General features: G+C 32.6%; 19 protein-coding genes and 1 pseudogene. 9 read left to right on the top strand and 11 right to left on the bottom strand.

The genetic code is table 11. The features are described from left to right. Together WBQ70_RS09290 and WBQ70_RS09285 are read left to right on the top strand one after the other, a co-directional pair. A pseudogene (locus WBQ70_RS09290) lies at positions 1–344 on the top strand (pseudouridine synthase); the annotation flags it as partial. 153 nt (positions 345–497) lie between these two features. Further along, the gene (locus WBQ70_RS09285; protein WP_423913259.1) at positions 498–947 is read left to right on the top strand and encodes a tRNA (cytidine(34)-2'-O)-methyltransferase; all 450 of its coding nucleotides are present in this window, start codon (positions 498–500) and stop codon (positions 945–947) included. Positions 948–1,080: 133 nt separating this feature from the next. On the opposite strand, the gene WBQ70_RS09280 is transcribed toward WBQ70_RS09285, so the two are convergent. After that, positions 1,081–2,133, bottom strand: coding sequence for a Fic family protein (locus tag WBQ70_RS09280; RefSeq protein ID WP_423913257.1), 1,053 nt, complete (start codon positions 2,131–2,133; stop codon positions 1,081–1,083). Between the two features lie 231 nt (positions 2,134–2,364). Further along, the gene (gene smpB, locus WBQ70_RS09275; protein ID WP_423913255.1) at positions 2,365–2,817 is read right to left on the bottom strand and encodes an SsrA-binding protein SmpB; all 453 of its coding nucleotides are present in this window, start codon (positions 2,815–2,817) and stop codon (positions 2,365–2,367) included. 70 nt (positions 2,818–2,887) lie between these two features. Here smpB and WBQ70_RS09270 point away from each other — a divergent pair, with 70 nt between their 5' ends. Then, positions 2,888–3,112 (top strand): VF530 family DNA-binding protein, encoded by a 225-nt coding sequence (locus tag WBQ70_RS09270; RefSeq protein WP_423913253.1) that lies wholly within the window; start codon positions 2,888–2,890, stop codon positions 3,110–3,112. 1 nt (position 3,113) lies between these two features. Here the strand turns inward: WBQ70_RS09270 and WBQ70_RS09265 are convergent, their stop codons facing one another. Beyond that, positions 3,114–3,965, bottom strand: coding sequence for an aldose 1-epimerase family protein (locus WBQ70_RS09265; protein WP_423913251.1), 852 nt, complete (start codon positions 3,963–3,965; stop codon positions 3,114–3,116). Between the two features lie 119 nt (positions 3,966–4,084). Between WBQ70_RS09265 and WBQ70_RS09260 the strand changes: the two genes are divergently transcribed. After that, positions 4,085–6,343, top strand: coding sequence for a M1 family metallopeptidase (locus WBQ70_RS09260; RefSeq protein WP_423913250.1), 2,259 nt, complete (start codon positions 4,085–4,087; stop codon positions 6,341–6,343). Between the two features lie 111 nt (positions 6,344–6,454). On the opposite strand, the gene WBQ70_RS09255 is transcribed toward WBQ70_RS09260, so the two are convergent. The 4 genes from WBQ70_RS09255 to WBQ70_RS09240 all read right to left on the bottom strand — a co-directional run bounded on the left by WBQ70_RS09255 (position 6,455) and on the right by WBQ70_RS09240 (position 9,071). Next, on the bottom strand, positions 6,455–7,033 hold the full coding sequence (locus WBQ70_RS09255) for a PhnA domain-containing protein (RefSeq protein ID WP_423913249.1): 579 nt from the start codon (positions 7,031–7,033) through the stop codon (positions 6,455–6,457). 350 nt (positions 7,034–7,383) lie between these two features. After that, positions 7,384–7,950, bottom strand: coding sequence for a YceI family protein (locus WBQ70_RS09250; protein WP_423913247.1), 567 nt, complete (start codon positions 7,948–7,950; stop codon positions 7,384–7,386). A gap of 33 nt (positions 7,951–7,983) precedes the next feature. Then, a complete protein-coding gene (locus WBQ70_RS09245; RefSeq protein ID WP_423913245.1) occupies positions 7,984–8,616 on the bottom strand; it encodes an NAD(P)H-dependent oxidoreductase in 633 nt (210 codons plus the stop codon). Next, positions 8,613–9,071 carry a MarR family winged helix-turn-helix transcriptional regulator gene (locus WBQ70_RS09240; RefSeq protein ID WP_423913242.1) on the bottom strand — a complete coding sequence of 153 codons (459 nt, stop codon included), beginning with the start codon at positions 9,069–9,071 and terminating at the stop codon, positions 8,613–8,615. The genes WBQ70_RS09245 and WBQ70_RS09240 overlap by 4 nt, the downstream gene beginning before the upstream one ends. Before the next feature lie 586 nt (positions 9,072–9,657). Between WBQ70_RS09240 and WBQ70_RS09235 the strand changes: the two genes are divergently transcribed. Further along, a complete protein-coding gene (locus WBQ70_RS09235; protein WP_423913239.1) occupies positions 9,658–9,870 on the top strand; it encodes a hypothetical protein in 213 nt (70 codons plus the stop codon). 93 nt (positions 9,871–9,963) lie between these two features. On the opposite strand, the gene trxA is transcribed toward WBQ70_RS09235, so the two are convergent. Both trxA and WBQ70_RS09225 read right to left on the bottom strand, forming a co-directional pair. Beyond that, positions 9,964–10,269, bottom strand: a complete 306-nt coding sequence (gene trxA / locus WBQ70_RS09230) for a thioredoxin (protein ID WP_423913238.1) — start codon at positions 10,267–10,269, stop codon at positions 9,964–9,966. Between the two features lie 51 nt (positions 10,270–10,320). Continuing rightward, a complete protein-coding gene (locus WBQ70_RS09225) occupies positions 10,321–11,736 on the bottom strand; it encodes an MBL fold metallo-hydrolase (protein WP_423913236.1) in 1,416 nt (471 codons plus the stop codon). 275 nt (positions 11,737–12,011) lie between these two features. Between WBQ70_RS09225 and WBQ70_RS09220 the strand changes: the two genes are divergently transcribed. Beyond that, the gene (locus tag WBQ70_RS09220; RefSeq protein WP_423913235.1) at positions 12,012–13,343 is read left to right on the top strand and encodes a cytochrome ubiquinol oxidase subunit I; all 1,332 of its coding nucleotides are present in this window, start codon (positions 12,012–12,014) and stop codon (positions 13,341–13,343) included. 3 nt (positions 13,344–13,346) lie between these two features. Then, entirely contained in the window at positions 13,347–14,423 is a 1,077-nt protein-coding gene (cydB, locus tag WBQ70_RS09215) for a cytochrome d ubiquinol oxidase subunit II (protein ID WP_423913233.1), read from the top strand. 190 nt (positions 14,424–14,613) lie between these two features. On the opposite strand, the gene WBQ70_RS09210 is transcribed toward cydB, so the two are convergent. Together WBQ70_RS09210 and WBQ70_RS09205 are read right to left on the bottom strand one after the other, a co-directional pair. Next, complete coding sequence (locus WBQ70_RS09210) at positions 14,614–15,405, bottom strand: sulfite exporter TauE/SafE family protein (protein ID WP_423913231.1); 792 nt, start codon at positions 15,403–15,405, stop codon at positions 14,614–14,616. Positions 15,406–15,474: 69 nt separating this feature from the next. Continuing rightward, a complete protein-coding gene (locus WBQ70_RS09205) occupies positions 15,475–16,104 on the bottom strand; it encodes a Crp/Fnr family transcriptional regulator (RefSeq protein WP_423913261.1) in 630 nt (209 codons plus the stop codon). A gap of 314 nt (positions 16,105–16,418) precedes the next feature. On the opposite strand from WBQ70_RS09205, the gene WBQ70_RS09200 reads away from it, so the two are divergent. After that, on the top strand, positions 16,419–16,730 hold the full coding sequence (locus tag WBQ70_RS09200; protein WP_423913228.1) for a rhodanese-like domain-containing protein: 312 nt from the start codon (positions 16,419–16,421) through the stop codon (positions 16,728–16,730). A 63-nt stretch (positions 16,731–16,793) separates the two neighbouring features. After that, entirely contained in the window at positions 16,794–18,374 is a 1,581-nt protein-coding gene (locus WBQ70_RS09195) for an NADP-dependent glyceraldehyde-3-phosphate dehydrogenase (RefSeq protein WP_423913225.1), read from the top strand. Positions 18,375–18,658: the final 284 nt, after the last annotated feature.

Below are 18,658 nucleotides of genomic sequence, written 5' to 3'. Positions count from 1 at the left end.
ACTTTGTACAAGTAGATGGTGTGATCACGCAAGAAGCGATTGACCAATTGAAAGAAGGAGTCGAAATTGGGTTTGACGGTGGAAAATACAGAACCAAAAAATGCGATGCTAGACTGGTTACAGAAATCCCTGATTTTGGTCCAAGAGGGAAAAAGATTCGTGACGAACGTCATGGTCCTACGACCTGGGCATCAATAACGGTCAATGAAGGAAAGTTTAGACAAGTTCGTAAAATGACTGCTGCGGTTGGGTTTCCTACGCTACGATTGGTACGCGTTAGAATAGGAAACGTACATTTGAACCATTTAAAAGCAGGTGAAGTTATTGAGATTCCAAATTTTTAAATTCCGAATTCCAAAACGGATAAAAGTTATGAGATATAGGTTAAGAGTTATGTGTAAGTTCGAAAAATACTTAGCTTATAGCATTATAACTCCTAACTAGAAATATAAAAACTCTTTACCCATAACAAATAACCTATAACTCAAACAATAAAAATGTTAAACATCGTATTAATAGAACCCGAAATACCAAATAACACTGGAAATATAGGTCGGCTGTGTGTAGGAACAGAGAGTCGATTGCATTTAATTCATCCTTTTGGGTTTGTGATTAATGATAAAAACTTGAAGCGTTCAGGGTTGGATTATTGGGTACACCTTGATGTAACCGAATACCAGAACGTAGCCGAATGGAAAGCACAGATTCCAGATCTATCAAGGGTTTTCTTGATGAGTTCACATGCAGAAAAGTCCTATTTAGAAACAGCGTTTCAAGACGGTGATTGGTTGGTTTTTGGGAAAGAAAGTAAGGGCTTAAGTCCAGAAGTATTAGCTCAGTTTGAACATCATTTGACGATTCCAATGTCAGATAAAATCAGGAGCTTTAATATTGCAAATTCAGTAGCATTTGTGATAGGAGAGGCCAAAAGACAGATCGGTTTGTAGTGGTTTTTCTTTGAATAAAATTAATAGCTAATTATCTTAGAAGAAAAGAAGTTAGATAGAATTTTACAGATTAGAATATTATGAACTGCACCATTGTAGCTTTTTGCTGAGATACTAACCTGTAAAACCTATGTTATTGAGCAATAATCCCAATGTAACGCTCTAAGCTTTCTTTCTCGATTTGAGCAATAAATAATAAGAAATCTTCTTTTTTGTTATTGGTTTGTGCTGTTTCTAGCGATTGGTAATACTGCATTCTAGTGTCATAATCCCCTTTGATATTTGCAATGACATAACCGTGTTGCAACAAAATTAAATTCATAACTAAACGAGATGTTCTCCCATTACCATCAATAAAAGGATGAATAGTTACTAGTCGTTCGTGCATTTCGGCCGCTAGAACAATAGGATGTAGACTGTTTTTGTGGGTTTCATACCAAATAAAATAATCTTCCATATCCTTAGCAACCATATACGGTTGTGAAGGCATATAACTACTCCCTTTTATCATTACTTGTACTTTGCGGTAATGACCTGCATCTTCAGGATGAATACCTCTTAAAATTAAGTTATGAATAGACAATACTTCACGCTCATTAAGAGTTGTGCTTTTTTCCATTAAATGCTTAATATAAGCAATTGCTTCTTGATGATTAATAGCTTCAAGGTGTTCTCGCATGCTTTTACCAGAAATTGTCAAACCTTCATTAATGACTAAATCAGTCTCCCGTAAGGTGAGGGTATTGCCTTCTATTCGGTTACTCTCAAAAGTATATTCTAATTCCAGTGCTTGTGCAATCCTATAGCTATCAAACTGACGGAATTTATCTAGTTTAATCTTCAATAGATCAATTTCATCTAAAAGTTTTTCTAAGGCTTTTGATATTTTTTGATTAGGAATTGTTGTTCTAATATATTTTAATTCATCTTCAGCCTCTTTTAGGGCTTTGAGAGCAAAAGTTTCTTCTCCAATTTCATAGAGGATTTTCTCTTTTAGCCAAGCAATCATCAAAGTCTCATAATTTATTTCAAGAATCATGGCTAATTTGATAATTTGTTCTTTGGTGGGTTTGCGTGCTCCGCTTTCAAACTTACTTACTAAAGCTTGGTCAATACCTATCAGTTGAGCTAATTCTCTTGTTTTTAGCCCTTTTGATTCACGTGCATTTTTCAGTAAGGTTTTCATAATAAAATATGTTTCATATTGTCTTGACAAATTTAGTCATAATTTTTTATATAAAAAAATAACCGCAAAGAAAACGGTGTAGCACAAGATTTACGAAGTAATTATATAAAAACGTATTCTATTTTGGGCAAGTTAATCCTGTGATTCTCTATCAAAAGCAAAGCGAATTGTGCTCTTTTAAAAACCAATGTGTTAAAAAAAAGTGATAATCTGTAAAACTGTGGACTAAATTTAAAAAGCTTTTTTGATACGATCTAAATCACGTTTGGTATCTTGTTCTTTTAAAGATTCACGTTTATCGTAGGTTTTTTTACCACGACAAAGCCCAATTTCGAGTTTAGCCATGCCTTTTTCATTAGTGAATAATTTCAAAGGAACAATAGTCAATCCTTTGGCTTGGACAGAACGCGATAAGCTTTTTAACTCTCTTTTGTTAAGTAAGAGTTTGCGTTCGCTTCTCGCTTTATGGTTAAATTGATTTCCAAAAGTATATTCTTCAATATAAGTATTGATAGCAAATAGCTCAAGGCCACTAAATTCACAAAAACTTTCCGTGATATTGGCTTTACCTAAACGAATGGATTTGATTTCAGTTCCTGCTAAAACAATTCCAGCAGTAAATTTTTCGATTATTTCATAATCAAAACGCGCTCTCTTATTAAGTATGTTGACTGTTTTTAGCATAGGATTGCAAATGTAGGAACAATTACGAAAACTCCACAACTTTTTAAGGAAATTGACATAAATTTGTAAAATGGAAAATAATACTTCAAAAGACCCACTTCACGGAATTACCTTAAAAACGATATTGGAACAGTTAGAAAAGTTTTATGGTTTTGATACTTTAAGTGAATTAATCAAAATAAAATGTTTTAAAGATAACCCAAGTGTAAAATCAAGTCTTACTTTTTTAAGAAAAACCGATTGGGCTCGAAAAAAAGTAGAAGACTTATATATTAAAACACTGCCAAAATTCTAACTTATAAAATTTCAATCGTGAAACAGGAGTTGAAAGTTTCTTTAGGACTCAAAATTTGAATCCCTTCTTTTTCAAAAAGATTCCCATTACTCTCTATTGTGTCTGAATATCCAAACCATGGTTCAATACAAATAAAAGGAGCATTTACCATCGTCCATATTCCAAGATGAGGGAAATCATCAAATTGTACTTTAAGCAGTGGTTTTTTATTTTCTAAAATTGTCAAATAATTGGATTGTAATGATTTGAATATTAAAGCATCATTTTCAAATAATTGATAGTTTAGAGCAACTACATTTTGATTTGTTTTTAATAATGCTTTGTTATCTGTGATTAGGTTATTTTCTATTAGATTATATTCTAAAAGTTCTTCTTTTTCAAATTGAATACTATAGTTTTCAAAATTTTTAATCAACGCAAAAGCAGGATGTGCTCCAACCGAGAACGGCATTTTTGTATCATTTTTATTTATAATTTTATAACTAATATGGAGTTTGTTTTCTTCAAGAGTATAAATGATTTGGAACTCAAATTCAAAAGGATATTTCCCCAAAGTCTCTTTATTGGACTGAATTGAAAAAGTAGCGCTATTATCCGATTTATGAATCAATTCAAATTCCATTTCTCTAGCAAATCCATGTCTAGATAACGAATAGGAATTTCCTTCGTAATTAAAAGTATTGTTGTTTAATGTTCCTACAATAGGAAATAGAACAGGGGAGTGTTTGCCCCAAAAAGTTGGATTTCCTTCCCAAATGTATTCCTTCCCACTGTTGTTTGTTAATGAATTTAATTCGGCACCAAGCTGGTTTATTTGTGCCGTAAGGTGGTTGTTATTTAGTATTGTTTTCAAAAGGTAGCGGTTTGATATTCTAAAAAAACATTAAAAATAACCTAAAATACCGTTATCATGATAAAATTAGGTTATCAGTACGTTTTTTTTTCATTAATTTGTTTTTTAAAGTAAAATATATGAAAAAAAATCGATGTAAAGGAATTCTCCAACTGTCTTTATTATTGGTGGTTTCTTTAATTTGGTCACAAGAAACACCCGTTGCTAGTTTTATTTCAAAATACAATTATAATGAAGCTTTTGGATCATTTTTTTATAATAATAATGGTTCATCAACACGTTCCGCAAGTGGACAACCTGGTGCAGAATATTGGCAGAATCGAGCAGATTATCAATTAACCGCAAATTTGAATCCTCATAAAAATGAAATTTCAGGAACAGCTGTGATTAGTTATACCAATAATAGTCCTGACAAATTATCATTTTTATGGCTTAATTTAGATCAAAATTTATTTAAAGAAGATTCTAGAGGAAGTGCAATTGTTCCTTTGACAGGTAGTCGTAATGGTTCAAAAGGTCAAGTTTTTGATGGAGGTCATAAAATTAAATCGGTTAAAGTTGTTTCTGGTTCGAAAGCAAAACTATTGGAAACCGACGTAAAGTATTTGATCACAGATACTAGAATGCAAGTATACTTACCATCAGAGTTAAAAGCCAAAGGGGATTCAGTGAAATTAAAAATTGACTTCTCTTATATTTCTCCAAATGAAGGTTCAGATAGAACGGGAGTTCTAGAAACTAAAAACGGAAGAATATTTACCATCGCGCAATGGTATCCCCGTATGTGTGTGTATGATGATGTCAAAGGATGGAATACAAATCCTTATTTAGGTGCATCAGAGTTTTATTTAGAATATGGAGATTTTGAGGTAAGTATTACAGCTCCAGCAAATCATTTTGTAGTTTGTTCTGGTGAATTAACGAATCCAAATTCAGTTTATTCAACAGTGGAACAAGCAAGAATGGCAAAAGCAAAACAAAGTGATTCAACTGTTTTTATTCGTACTGCAGATGAAGTAGAAGCTGCGGTCAAAGTACCTGTGACTACTACAAAAACATGGCATTTTTTACTCAAAAATGCGCGTGATGTTTCTTGGGCATCCTCTGCAGCTTTTATTGTAGATGCAGCCAAAATCAATTTGCCAAGTGGCAAAAAATCTTTGGCCATTTCTACTTACCCTGTTGAAAGTTCTGGAATGCTAGCATGGGGAAGAGCTACTGAGTATACTAAAGGAGCCATCGAAAACTATTCTAAAAGATGGTTTGAATTTCCTTATCCTAATGCGATTAATGTGGCAGGAAATGAAGGTGGTATGGAATATCCAGGAATTGTTTTTTGCAATTGGGAGTCTAAAGGAAAACGCCTTTGGGGAGTAACGGATCATGAATTTGGACATACTTGGTTTCCTATGATTGTAGGATCTAACGAACGTTTATTTGGGTGGATGGACGAAGGTTTGAATACCTTTATCAACTCCTTAAGTGATGTTGATTTTAATAATGGGGAATATAAAGAAGCTGTTGAAGATTTACACAATAAATCAAGTGAATATACGAGCGATAACTTAGAACCTGTGATGACTTCTCCAGATAATATGAAAGAAGCACACATTGGAACTTTATGTTATTCTAAACCAGGATCAGCATTAGTAATTTTGAGAGAACAAATTTTAGGACCAGAGCGATTTGATTTGGCTTTCCGTACTTATATAGAACGTTGGGCATATAAACACCCTAGACCTGATGATTTCTTTAGAACGATGGAAAATGTTTCAGGAGAAGATTTAAGTTGGTTTTGGAGAGGTTGGTTTTTGAACAACTGGAAATTTGATCAAGGAATTTCAGGAATAAAATATGTAAAAAATGATCCTAAAAATGGAGTCGTTATTACAATCGAAAATTTAGACAAAATGGTATTGCCTATTATTTTAGAGGTTAAAACTAAATCGGGTAAAACAAGTCGTGTAAATCTACCCGTTGAAGTATGGCAAAGAAATACATCATGGTCTTTCAAACAAAATACTACGGAGGAAATTGAAAGTGTCACTTTAGATCCTGACCATGTTTTTCCTGATAATGATGATCGTAATAATGTTTGGACACTTGCTAGCGGAACGATTGAGAAAGATATTATTTTGGATGGTTATTTAGGAACGTATTCAAATTCAAAAATGCCAATTAAGATTGTGCTTACTGAAAAGTTTAATATTATGAATGTTGCAATTACAGGTTATCCAGAGTTTTCAGTAGTAAATATTGGAAAAAATCTTTTTGAGTCACAAAGTGCAGGACTTAAGTTTCAATTTAATGAAAAACTATCTGGCTTTGAAATGCTTTTAAATGATGGTCAAAAAATTCCGTTTACAAGGAATAAATAGGCCTTATTTAAGACAAAAAAGCTATTACAAAATTATAATTAATCTATTCAAATCTGCGTGTTGCTTTCCACGCAGATTCAATAGATTGTAGAAATATATAGCTGTATATTACTAGGTTTTCTTTACGTATTGAGTAATGATTACAATGGTTTGTCCATCAACTTTTCCTTCTATATATTCAGCGTTTTCATGGTCAAGACGGATATTGCGAACTGCTGTTCCTTGTTTAGCCACCATGCTTGATCCCTTCACTTTTAAATCTTTGATCAAAACTACTGAATCACCATGTTCTAGGATTACTCCATTGCTGTCACGGTGAATAATTTTGTTTTCATCATCATCTCCTTCTCCTGTAGCTTGAGCCCATGCTAAGGTATCTTCATCAAAATACATTTGTTCTAATAATTCCTGTGGCCATCCTGCTGATCGCAAGCGGCTCAACATTCTCCAAGATACTACTTGCACTGGAATGTGTTCACTCCACATACTATCATTCAAGCACCTCCAATGGTTTAAATCTTCATTCCCTGCGGTTTCGATTTGATCTATACAGGTGCCACAAGCATAAATACTTTCATCAAGACCTCCTTTTTGTGTAGGTAATACGGTATAAACTTTTAAATTTTCGGTTGCGGCGCATAATTCGCATTGAGACCCACTGCGTTTGTTTAATTCTCTATCTATACTCATTGTTAAATTTTATTTTTGGGCTAAAATACGTTTATTCTTGACGTATTGCAAGGAGGGGGTAATTTGTATATCGTGGTTTTACTATTGTTGAGATGCATTGCAATGTAGGTGTACAGCAATGCTAGATTTGCTGCATAATTTTAATTAGAAATAAAAACGCAAATTATAGCCCCGATGGAAGTGAAAATCCTTTTCCTTTTTTCTTTAAAAAGGAAAAGATTGTAACGTACAGCGGGAGGGATTGTTTTTATGACCGAGATCGTGTGCTCCTGTATATGGATATAAATCAAAAAAGCCATTTGAAAGTTTCCCTTCAAATGGCTTTTGGAATTAAAAATAGTTTTGGAATATTAGAATTGTAATGCCACTTCTAGTTCAAATTCGTCAGAAATAGCTTTGTCTCCTAGGTTGTCAAAGAAACTTCCTGAACCGTATTTGATATCGTATTTTGTTCTGTTAACATTGAATTTAGTTGTAGCAGAATTTCCTTTAACAGCTAAATCAAAAGTTACTGGATTTGTTTTTCCTTTGATGGTTAAATCTGCCGTTACTGTATAAATACCAGTAGATTTAGTTGCTACTTTTTTGAAAACTAAAGTAGATGTAGGGAATTTATCTGTTCCAAAGAAATCTTCAGACTTCAGGTGACCGTTAAGTTTTCCTAGGTATTCCCCCGTTAAATCAGTAGCGGTTAATGAGGTCATATCAACAGTGAAAGTTCCACCCACTAATTTATTTGTTTTGAAAGTTAATTGCCCTTCTTTGAAATTTACGACACCATTGTGTTTTCCTGTTACTTTTTTACCCACCCAGTTGATGTTACTTTTTGAAACGTCAATTTTTTTAGATTGTGCTGATACAGCTACTGAAGAGAAAGCAACGACTAATGCTAATGCGATTGTTTTTAAATTTTTCATTTTTTTTGTTTTAGAATTTAATGTGATTGATATTTAAAGTGTTAAGAATAATTCTTCATTTGATTTTCGTACTTTCTTGTAATGTTGTGTAGCGTCTTCACTATGTCTGTAGCCTAGTGTGGCAATTAAACTTGCGTTTAGGTTTAATTTGTCTAAACCTAAAATTTCGTTTACTTGAGCAGGAACAAATCCTTCCATTGGTGTAACATCAATTTTAAGTTCCGCTGCAGCATTTAGTAAATTGCCCATAGCAAGATAAGTTTGTTTTGAGGCCCAAATGTTACTTGACTCAGAACTTAAGGTTAAGATTTTAGATTTCATAAAATCAGAATAACCAGCCATTGATTCTAAAGGGATTTCTCTAGTAATACTAATGTTTGTTAGGTAATTGTCTATTTCCGTTTCGGTCACCGTAGTCATGTTTGCAAAAATAATTAAGTGGGAAGCATCAACGATTTGAGATTGTCCCCATGCAGCAGTTTTAATTTTTGCTCTTAGTTCTGGATTTTCAATAATTACTATTTTGTAAGGTTGTAATCCATAAGATGAAGAACTTAATCGGATAGCTTCTTTTAAAGTATTTAAGTCCTCGGTAGAGATTTTTTTTGAAGCATCAAATTTTTTTGTTGCGTATCTCCAGTTTTGATTGTCTATAAATGTATTCATGATTTATTTCTGTATTTTTCTAATAATTCGTTTAATAGTTTTAATTCTTCAGAGGTTAATTTTTTTGCAAAAACGTTTTCGTGTTCTACTACTTTTGAGTCTAATTCGGCTAGTACATCTAGTCCTTTTTGCGTAATTTGTACTTCTATTTTTCGTCTGTTATCGGGACATACCTTTCGTGTAACTAACTCTTTTAGTAATAATTTATCTACTAATCTAGTGGTGTTACTTGTCTTAGCGATCATACGTTCTTGAATAATACACATATTAGCAGGAATTCCTTTTTGACCTCTTAAAATACGCAATACATTGTATTGTTCGCCCGAAAGGTCATAGGGTTTTAGTATTTCGCTAAATTGTTCTACTATCAGTTTTTCTGTATACATGATATTTAATATCACTCTTGTAGAGTCATTTAAATTACCTTTTGTTTTTGTTACTTCTTCAATTTTCATGACCAATTGATTTTATTTGTTGGTACAAATGTAACACTTTTTTTATTTGTATATACAAATTTATGATTTTTTTAGTAGTTTAAGTTTATTTTTAAACTTAATAGTGGTGTTTTTGAGTTGATTAGTTTGCCTATTTACCTATTTGAATAATTGCTAAGTGATACCGTATTTTGTTGGGATTTTTTAATTAAACAATTATTAATTTTGTTAAAAACAAGTATATTTAACTCATTGTTTACAGAGGGATAATTATGATTTTATATTAAAGAAAATGAAAAATAACAAACATACCTACGCAGAATTATTCAAACAAATACAGGAGCAGAACAGCTTGTAAAACAATTGATTAGGTAGTAGGAAGTTTTAAAATCTACAATTTTTACAGAAAACAGCAAAGAAATTCGCTCACCAAAGAGCAACTTAATTTTGGGATAAATTGAAAAAGATTTAGCGCTTTGACAGAAAAAAATGATGACATAGTTTCTATCCTTGATGAAAATATGAATGTCATTTTTACAACGTTATCTTCTAGGAAATAATAGGAAAATTATTAACTTTAATAATGTTCATCCAAATTCTCTTGAATATGTTAAGGAGAAATACCGAGAATGCATTTCAAAACCTAATACTGCTATACCTGTTTTTGTTAGAAGTAAACCATAAGAAAAGACATTCTGTTTGGTTGCAAGGAACAGTTAGTAATAAACTTAATGATAAAGATATCAAGGGTATTGTTGTCAATCTTAGAGATGTAACGGAGAAAATTAATGCAAATAGAAAATTAGAGAAATTCAATTGATTATATCTCTCTCAAATTCAAGTAACAAATACGATTTTTAGATTGCGTGTTGAAATAAATTTTAATTTATACTTAGGTGTATTTTTTAGTAATTTATATTTTTGAATTATGAACAATAGTATTGATGATGTCATTCTTATCAAGGACTCCTGATTGCCTCCAAAGTTGCACTCCTTTTTGAAATAAAATCATCGTAGGAACACCACGAATATTATAAAGAGTAGCGATACTAGGATTTTTATCTACATCAATTTTTACAATTGCTATTTGATCCCCTAAGGTGTCCTTAACTTGTTTTAAAATAGGAGCCAGTGTTTTGCAAGGGCCACACCATGTAGCAAAAAAATCTACCAGAACAGGTTTGTCAGAATTTATTATTGTGTCGAAATTAGCATTCATCTGTTAGTTTTTTAAAAGTTTATATAGGGGTTTTCTATATTCATTTTTTACTCATTTTGGCATTTTACTTGGGCAAATAAAATCAGTTTTAGGTAGATTTGTTTTTGCAATTGCAGCAAAACCACCAGCAATTTCAGTAAAATTTCTAAAGCCTCTAGCTTGCAAAATCGAAGCAGCAATCATACTACGATACCCGCCACCACAATGCATATAAAAATGTTCTTTTGGGTCAATAGTTTCAATCCAATCATTGATATTGGCTAATGGTTTAAGATAAGCATCTTCTAAATGTTCTGCTTGGTATTCATTCTCTTTCCTGATGTCAAGCACTTTGCTGTCGCCTATTTTCACTTCTTTTTCAAAAGTAGCTGCGGTAATTCTGTTTACTGTATCAATTTCTTTTTCAGATTGCCTCCAAGCTTCAAAACCACCTTCTAAAAAACCTAATAAATGATCAAATCCTACACGACTTAATCGGGTTACGGTTTCTTCTTCTTGACCTTTATTTGTAATTAACACAATAGGTTGTTTTACATCACCAATTAATTGACCTACCCAAAGTGCAAAAGGACCATCGATCCCAATGTTTATTGATTGCGGAATATGTCCTTCAGCAAATGCTTGACTATCGCGACTATCTAGAATCAATGCACCAGTATCTTTTATAATAGCTTCAAAGTCCGAAACTTTTATAGCTTGCATTCCATTGTTTAAAACACTTTCAAAACTTTCGTATCCTTCTTTGTTCATTGCTACATTCATTTTAAAATAAGCTGGAGGGGGTAATAAACCTTCGGTAACTTCTTTTATGAATTCTGCTTCTGTCATGTTGGCCCGTAAAGCATAATTAGTCTCTTTTTGATTACCAATGGTCGAAACAGTCTCTTTACTCATATTCTTTCCACAAGCGCTTCCTGCTCCATGTGCAGGATATACAATCACATCATCTGGCAAGGTCATGATTTTATCTCGTAGCGAATGAAATAATAGACCTGCTAATTGCTCTTGTGTCATCGAAGCTGTTTTTTGAGCTAAATCGGGTCTTCCAACATCGCCTATAAATAGGGTGTCACCAGAGAAAATGGCATATTCTTTTCCGTTTTTATCTAATAGTAAATACGTAGTACTTTCCATAGTATGTCCTGGTGTGTGCAATACTTTTAGGGTAATGTCTCCTAGTTTAAATTCTTGGCTATCGGTAGCAATGATAGCCTTAAAATCAGGATTCGCATTGGGGCCATAGATGATAGGAGCTCCAGTTTTTTTACTTAAATCCACATGACCAGAAACAAAATCAGCATGAAAATGAGTTTCAAAAACGTATTTTAGCTTTACATTATCTCTTTCTAAACGGTCAATGTAAGGTTGAGTTTCACGTAAAGGGTCAATTATTGCTGCTTCACCATTTGAGGTAATATAATAAGCTCCTTGAGCTAGACATCCTGTATATATTTGTTCAATTTGCATAATTTCTTTTTTTAAGTACAATACAAAGGTAAAACTCATATTCTTTGTAAAAGGTGACTAAAGTTACATAAAAAGAAATCAATTGTATAAATGGCGTTACAAAATTGGTTTTATAAAAAAATGTTTAATGCTACTTGCTGATTTTTTTATATAAATTCTAGTTTTCAACGGAAAAAAGAAAGTTGCTTTTTGACTAATAAAAAGCTAGTTTTAATATGTTTTTAGTAGCTGTTTTACGGTCTATTTTGGTTAAATTTGTACAAAAAAAACTTCTTATGGAAGAAATGCTCTTTTATGATCGAATGCAATTTGCATTTACGATAACTTTTCACTATCTCTTTCCTCAATTGACAATGGGACTTTCGTTAATCATTGTTTATTTCAAATGGAAATTTCTAAAAACGAACGACCCACATTACAATAAAGCAACTCATTTTTGGATGCGTATTTTTGCACTCAATTTTGCAATGGGTGTCGTAACGGGTATTCCTATGGAGTTTCAATTTGGAACAAATTGGGCGAAGTTTTCGGAACTCACAGGAGGAATCATAGGACAAACGCTCGCTATGGAAGGAATGTTTTCTTTCTTCTTAGAATCTTCCTTTTTAGGAATGTTTCTCTTTGGTGAAAAAATATTAGGACATCGTTGGCATTTTGTTACAGGCTTATTGATTTGTTTGGGGTCTTGGGCCAGTGGTTTTTTAATTATTGCTACCCATTCTTGGATGCAACATCCAGTAGGGTATGAGGTTTTAGCGAGTGGTAAATTTGTTCTAACTAACTTTAGTGCACTTTTTACTAATGTATGGTTGTGGCCTTCTTTTTTACATAATCAAGCCGCATCGATGGTGACGAGTTCATTTGTAGTAGCGGGAATTGGAGCTTTTTATATTTTAAGTAATCGCAATGTGTCTTATGGTAAATTATTCCTCAAAACGGGAGTAGTTTTTGGCTTGATTTCAAGTATTATAGTAGCAGTTCCTACTGGCGATTTATTAGCAAAAAATGTTGTGAAACACCAGCCCGTAACCTTTGCCGCTATGGAAGGAATTTTTCATACTGAGAAAAAAGGAGCTGAAATCGTTCTTATAGGACAACCTGATGTAAAAGATAAAAAATTGGATAATAAGATTGCTGTCCCAAACATCTTAAGTTTTTTGACTTATGGAAACTGGGATACAGAGGTCAAAGGCCTGGATCAATTTGATGAAAGTGTCCATCCTACAAATATTTCAGGATTGTATTACGCCTATCACATTATGGTAGGATTAGGAACTGTTTTTATAGGGTTGATGGTTCTAGGTGCTTTTCAATTGTCTCGAAAAAAATTGTTCCAAACGCAATGGCTTTTATGGGGATTTATGTTCATGATGCCTTTTCCTTACATTGCTAATATTACAGGTTGGTATACGGCTGAACTCGGAAGACAGCCTTGGTTAGTATATAATTTATTACGAACAGCTGATGGCGCTTCGCCTACGGTTTCCTCAGGAAACACCTTATTTACCCTAATGGGATTTGTAGGATTGTATGCTTTGCTAGGAATGTTATTTGCACTTTTGGTAGGGAAAATTATTAACAATGGTCCTGAACCAGTAAAAAAATAGGCTATGGAATTTTTTTGGTACATCGTTTTAATTGGAATTTTAGCCACATACATTGTTTTGGATGGGTATGATTTTGGCGCAGGAATCATTCATTTGTTTTTTGCTAAAACTGAAAAAGATAAAAAAGCCATCACCAATGCCATTGGTCCTTTCTGGGACGCTAATGAGGTTTGGTTAATTGCTACAGGTGGAATTCTTTTTTTTGCTTTTCCTACCTTATACGCCGCATCGTTTAGTGGGTTTTACTTGCCGTTAATTATGATTTTATGGTTGCTTATTTTTAGAGCTGTAGGATTAGAATTAAGAGGGCAGTTTCACAACCACATGTGGGAAGCCGTATGGGATAAAGCCTTTGGGATCGCTAGTTTGTTACTCGCTTTGTTTTTTGGAGTCGCTTTAGGGAATGTAGTTCGTGGAGTAAATTTAGGGATGGTCGAAAATGGAGTTTCAACTCAAGAACCGCATTATTTCTTTTTGCCATTATGGAATTCTAGTTTTAGTCCGCAAGCCACCCAACTAGGAATTATTGATTGGTTTACCTTGTTTCTAGGCGTGGTGAGCGTGGTTGCTTTGATGATGCACGGAGCTAATTGGATTATTTATAAAACCAATTCAGATTTGAATACAAAACTAAAAGACTTGGTTTACAAATTGAATTTCGTTTTACTAGGCTTGGTTATTGTTTCTTTAGCCATATGGCACCTTATTGAGAAAAAACCATTTCATAACTATATAGATCACCCTCTTTTGATTATTTTTCCTATAATTACATTTGTGGGGATTTTTGGTTTATTCAAAGTAAGAACTTTCAAGAAAGATGGGCAAGGGTTTGTGTTTTCGAGTCTTTTCCTCGTGGGTGGATTCACATCAACCACTGCTTCTATTTTTCCCGTAGTTTTGCCATCTACTAATAGTATTAATCCATCTTTAACCATTTATAACGTCGCAGCTGATACTTATGCTCTACATACAGGACTTTATTGGTTTCCTGTTGCTTTGGTTTTAGTTATCATCTATTTCATCATTCAATACAAAGTTTTCAATGGAAAAATGGATGATGTAGGCTACGGCGAACATTGATTTATTTGAATGCAAACATTGTTTCCGCTCCAGAAACTTAATGACGCAGTAATTTTGTGGCGGTATAAATACCTGCCGCCACAATAATTTTCGTTGCTATTGCTTGTAAAGTAAGTGATTTCGTTTTTTTATAAAATCCAAATTCCCATTCTATTAGTTACATCTGTTATGTTTTTTGTATTTTACATTTCTAGAAAAATACCTCTTTGGTAATAATATAAATCCCCATAACCAGAACAAACCATCCAAAGATAGGCTTGAGTTTATCGCCATCAATTTTTTTAGAAAGTTGGATACCAATTAACATGCCTATAAATGCCATTCCTGAAATAGTTAATAACAGTTCATAATTGATAGCTGTTCCAATATATAAATCTCCCGCAAACCCAATTGCCGAGTTGATGAAAATAATTAATAACGAAGTTCCTACGGCTTGTTTCATGGGTAGATTAGCAAAAAACAGCAAAGCAGGAATAATCAAAAATCCTCCTCCAGCTCCTAAAAACCCAGTTACTATCCCTACAAGAAACCCAATAAAAGCCAGTTGACGGTAGTTTGTTTTACCATTTCCTTTTTCGATGATTTCTTTTCTCTTTTTTATCATTGATATAGAAGCACTAATCATCAAAATAGAAAAAACAATCATGATTAATAAATCCTTAGAAACGGCATAGGAAGCAATAGTAAATAGTGTTGATGCAATTTGCGGAAAAATAACTTCTCTTATAATCAATATAGAAACGATAGAAGGTATTGCAAAATAGACTGCTGATTTAATGTTAAGATTCCCTAGTTTGTAATGACTATATCCGCCTGATATAGCTGTTAATCCAACAATGAATAAAGAATAACTGGTCGCCAATTCAGGATCTACTTTGAATAGGTAAACCAAAATAGGAATAGTAAGAATAGAACCACCACCTCCAATTAATCCTAAAGAAAGTCCAATAATAATCGACGCAAAATAACCTAAATATTCCATCTTTGATTTTTTTTACAAAGGTTAGACGATTATTATATTCACACAGTAACTTTTATCACATTGGTTTACTTAGAGGGTCAAAAGTTCGATATTATTACGGTGTAATTTGACTAGTCCTCGTTGTTCCATTTTTTTGAGTAATCGAGAAATGACTTCTCTAGAAGTGTTAAGATCCGTGCCAATTTCTTGATGTGAAAGTTTCAGAACATTACAACCACAAGAATCTTGATGGCGTTTGAGATAAAATTCCAATCGCTCGTCCATTGCTCTAAAAGCAATACTATCAACGACTTCTAAAACTTCTTCAAATCGACTGCGGTAGGTGTCTATGACAAATTCGTACCAAGAACGGTGTTCCATCATCCATTGGTCCATTAACGATAAAGGAACCATCAGAAGCTCGGCATCTTCAACGACTTTAGCCATAATTTGGCTTTTCTCATTTTTTGTAGCACAAATCATCGAAATAGCACAGGCTTGTCCTGGTTGTAAATAATACATAAAAAACTCCCCTCCATTTTCCCCTTCACGATAGATTTTTATTTTTCCTTTGGTAATCAAAACCGTGTTTTTGATGTACTGTCCAGTTCGCATAATGATATCTCCTGTTTCAACATTTTTGTAATTAGCATTATTTTCGATGTCGACTATTAGTTCTTTGGAAAAAGTAGAAAATATTTCTTGAATATTATTTTGCATAGGAACGATTTTAGGAGTTGATTTCAATTTAGAAATCATAATGTATTTGGTAAAAATAAGTAAAATGATAGGTTTTATCGACTCCTTACTTTAAAATTACAAGAATAACTAACTGTATTTTATTCTTTTCTACATCAAATTTAACTGATAAGTGGCGGTATTTTTAATTTTTAATATTTTTTTTACTAAAGAGATAACATGTTGATAGTGTGTTATTTGTGTTTACTAATACGTTTGCGTAATTGTTGAATTCTTAAAATGAGTCTTTTTTATATTGTAAAAACGTTGTATTTTTACTAAAAAAATAACAAATTATGAATTTATCACAAGAGGAATGGGTTACGCAGCTTGAAGCTGATGAGAACGTTGTTATTCTAGACGTTAGAACTGAGGATGAATATAATGACGGTATTATTTCAAATGCAATTAATATCGATATTCATAAAGGTCAAGAGTTTATATCGGAGATAGAGGCTTTGGACAAAAATAAAAAGTATTATGTATATTGTCGTTCTGGGGCAAGAAGCGGAAAAGCTTGTCAGATTATGAACGAACTAGGATTTGAATATGCATATAATCTAGAAGGAGGAATTCTAGGATGGGACGGAGAAATTGTTTCGCCATAAATAAAAAAGAGGGGTAGCCCTCTTTTTTAAATTTAAAAAACTTCACAAGTAACTACAAAAAACATGAATACAATACCAGAAGAATTTCAAATTAAAGATATCTTGAATCAAGATACCTATTTAGTAAACGGAGAATTAAAAAAATGGACAGGACAAACGACTGCAGTTTTTTCAACAATTTCTTCAACCGAAGATTATTCACCAACTATTTTAGGTTCTATTCCTTTTATGGGAGAAAAAGAAGCTCTTGAAGCAGTTGATGCTGCATCTGCAGCTTTTGATAACGGTCAAGGATTATGGCCTACAATGAAAGTTGTAGATCGTATTAAGTGTATGGAGAATTTCGTCACACAGATGAAAGAAACTCGTACAGAGGTTGTAAAGTTATTAATGTGGGAAATAGGAAAATCGTTAGGTGATTCTGAAAAAGAATTTGATAGGACTATAGAATACATTTATGATACTATAGAAAGTTATAAAGAACTGAATGCTCGTAGTGCTCACTTTTCAAAAGTGCAAGGAGTAAATGCAATGGTTCGTAGAAGTCCTTTAGGAGTTGTATTATGTCTTGGACCTTATAATTATCCATTAAATGAAACCTTCTCATTATTGATTCCAGCGATAATTATGGGGAATCCTGTAATTTTCAAACCAGCTAAGCATGGTGTTTTATTAATCTCACCTTTATTAGAAGCATTTAGGAATAGTTTTCCAAAAGGTGTTATCAATATTCTATATGGTAGAGGTAGAGAAGTAGCTGCTCCGGTAATGAAATCTGGAAAAGTTGATATTTTGGCCTTGATTGGAAACAGTAAATCAGCAATTGCATTACAAGACCAGCATCCAAACAAAAACCGTTTGCGTTTGGTATTAGGATTAGAAGCTAAAAATCCAGCAATTATTCTTCCAGAAGCTGATTTGGATTTAGCGATTAACGAGTGTATTGCAGGGACTTTGTCTTTTAATGGGCAACGTTGTACGGCTTTGAAAGTATTGTATGTTCATGAATCCATTGCTGAAGAATTTAACAAACGTTTTTCTGATAAAGTAGATAATTTAATTTTTGGTAATCCTTGGGAAAAAGGGGTGTCATTAACACCATTACCTGAAAAAGAAAAACCAGCTTATATTCAAGAATTAATTGATGATGCAACTAGCAAAGGAGCAAAGATAATTAATGCTAAAGGAGGACAACATTCTGATAATTATATTTTTCCAGCAGTTTTGTTTCCTATTAATAAAGACATGAGAGTATATCAAGAAGAACAATTTGGACCAGTAGTGCCTATTTTGACCTTTAGAGATATTCAAGAACCTTTGAAAGATATGGCTGAATCTAATTATGGTCAGCAAGTAAGTTTGTTTGGTAAAAATGTTAAAACAATTGCACCCCTTATTGATTCATTAGTGAATTTAGTAAGTAGAGTAAATTTAAACAGTTCTTGTCAAAGAGGACCTGATGTTTTCCCATTTACAGGACGTAAAGATTCAGCAGTTGGTACTTTGAGTATCCATGATGCTTTACGCTCATTTTCTATTAGAACTTTTGTTGCTTCAAAGGATAATGACTATAATAATGCTATTCTTCAAGAATTACTAAGCAGTAAAGAATCAAACTTCATTAATACGGATTATATTTTATAGTTCTTTTTTTTATAATTTAAGTAGCCTTCTTAGTTTTAAATTAAGAAGGCTTTTTTATTAATATCCTAAATTATCATATCTTTTCTTTCTTAAAATTTAGAGCTATAAATTTTTTCATTTTTTTTCTCAAAAATAAAGTGATACAGTAATGATACTATGTTGGAGTTTTTTTACTATAAAAGAAAAAATCTTAAATTACTGTACAATAAAATTCTAAGACTAAATAGAATTAGTTTTTATTAAGGTAATGGTAATATTTTTTATATCTTTAATTTACTTTTTTT

Source organism: Flavobacterium sp., assembly GCF_049590715.1.
In the GTDB taxonomy this organism is placed as follows: domain Bacteria; phylum Bacteroidota; class Bacteroidia; order Flavobacteriales; family Flavobacteriaceae; genus Flavobacterium.
This window is presented reverse-complemented; position numbering and strand designations above follow the sequence as displayed.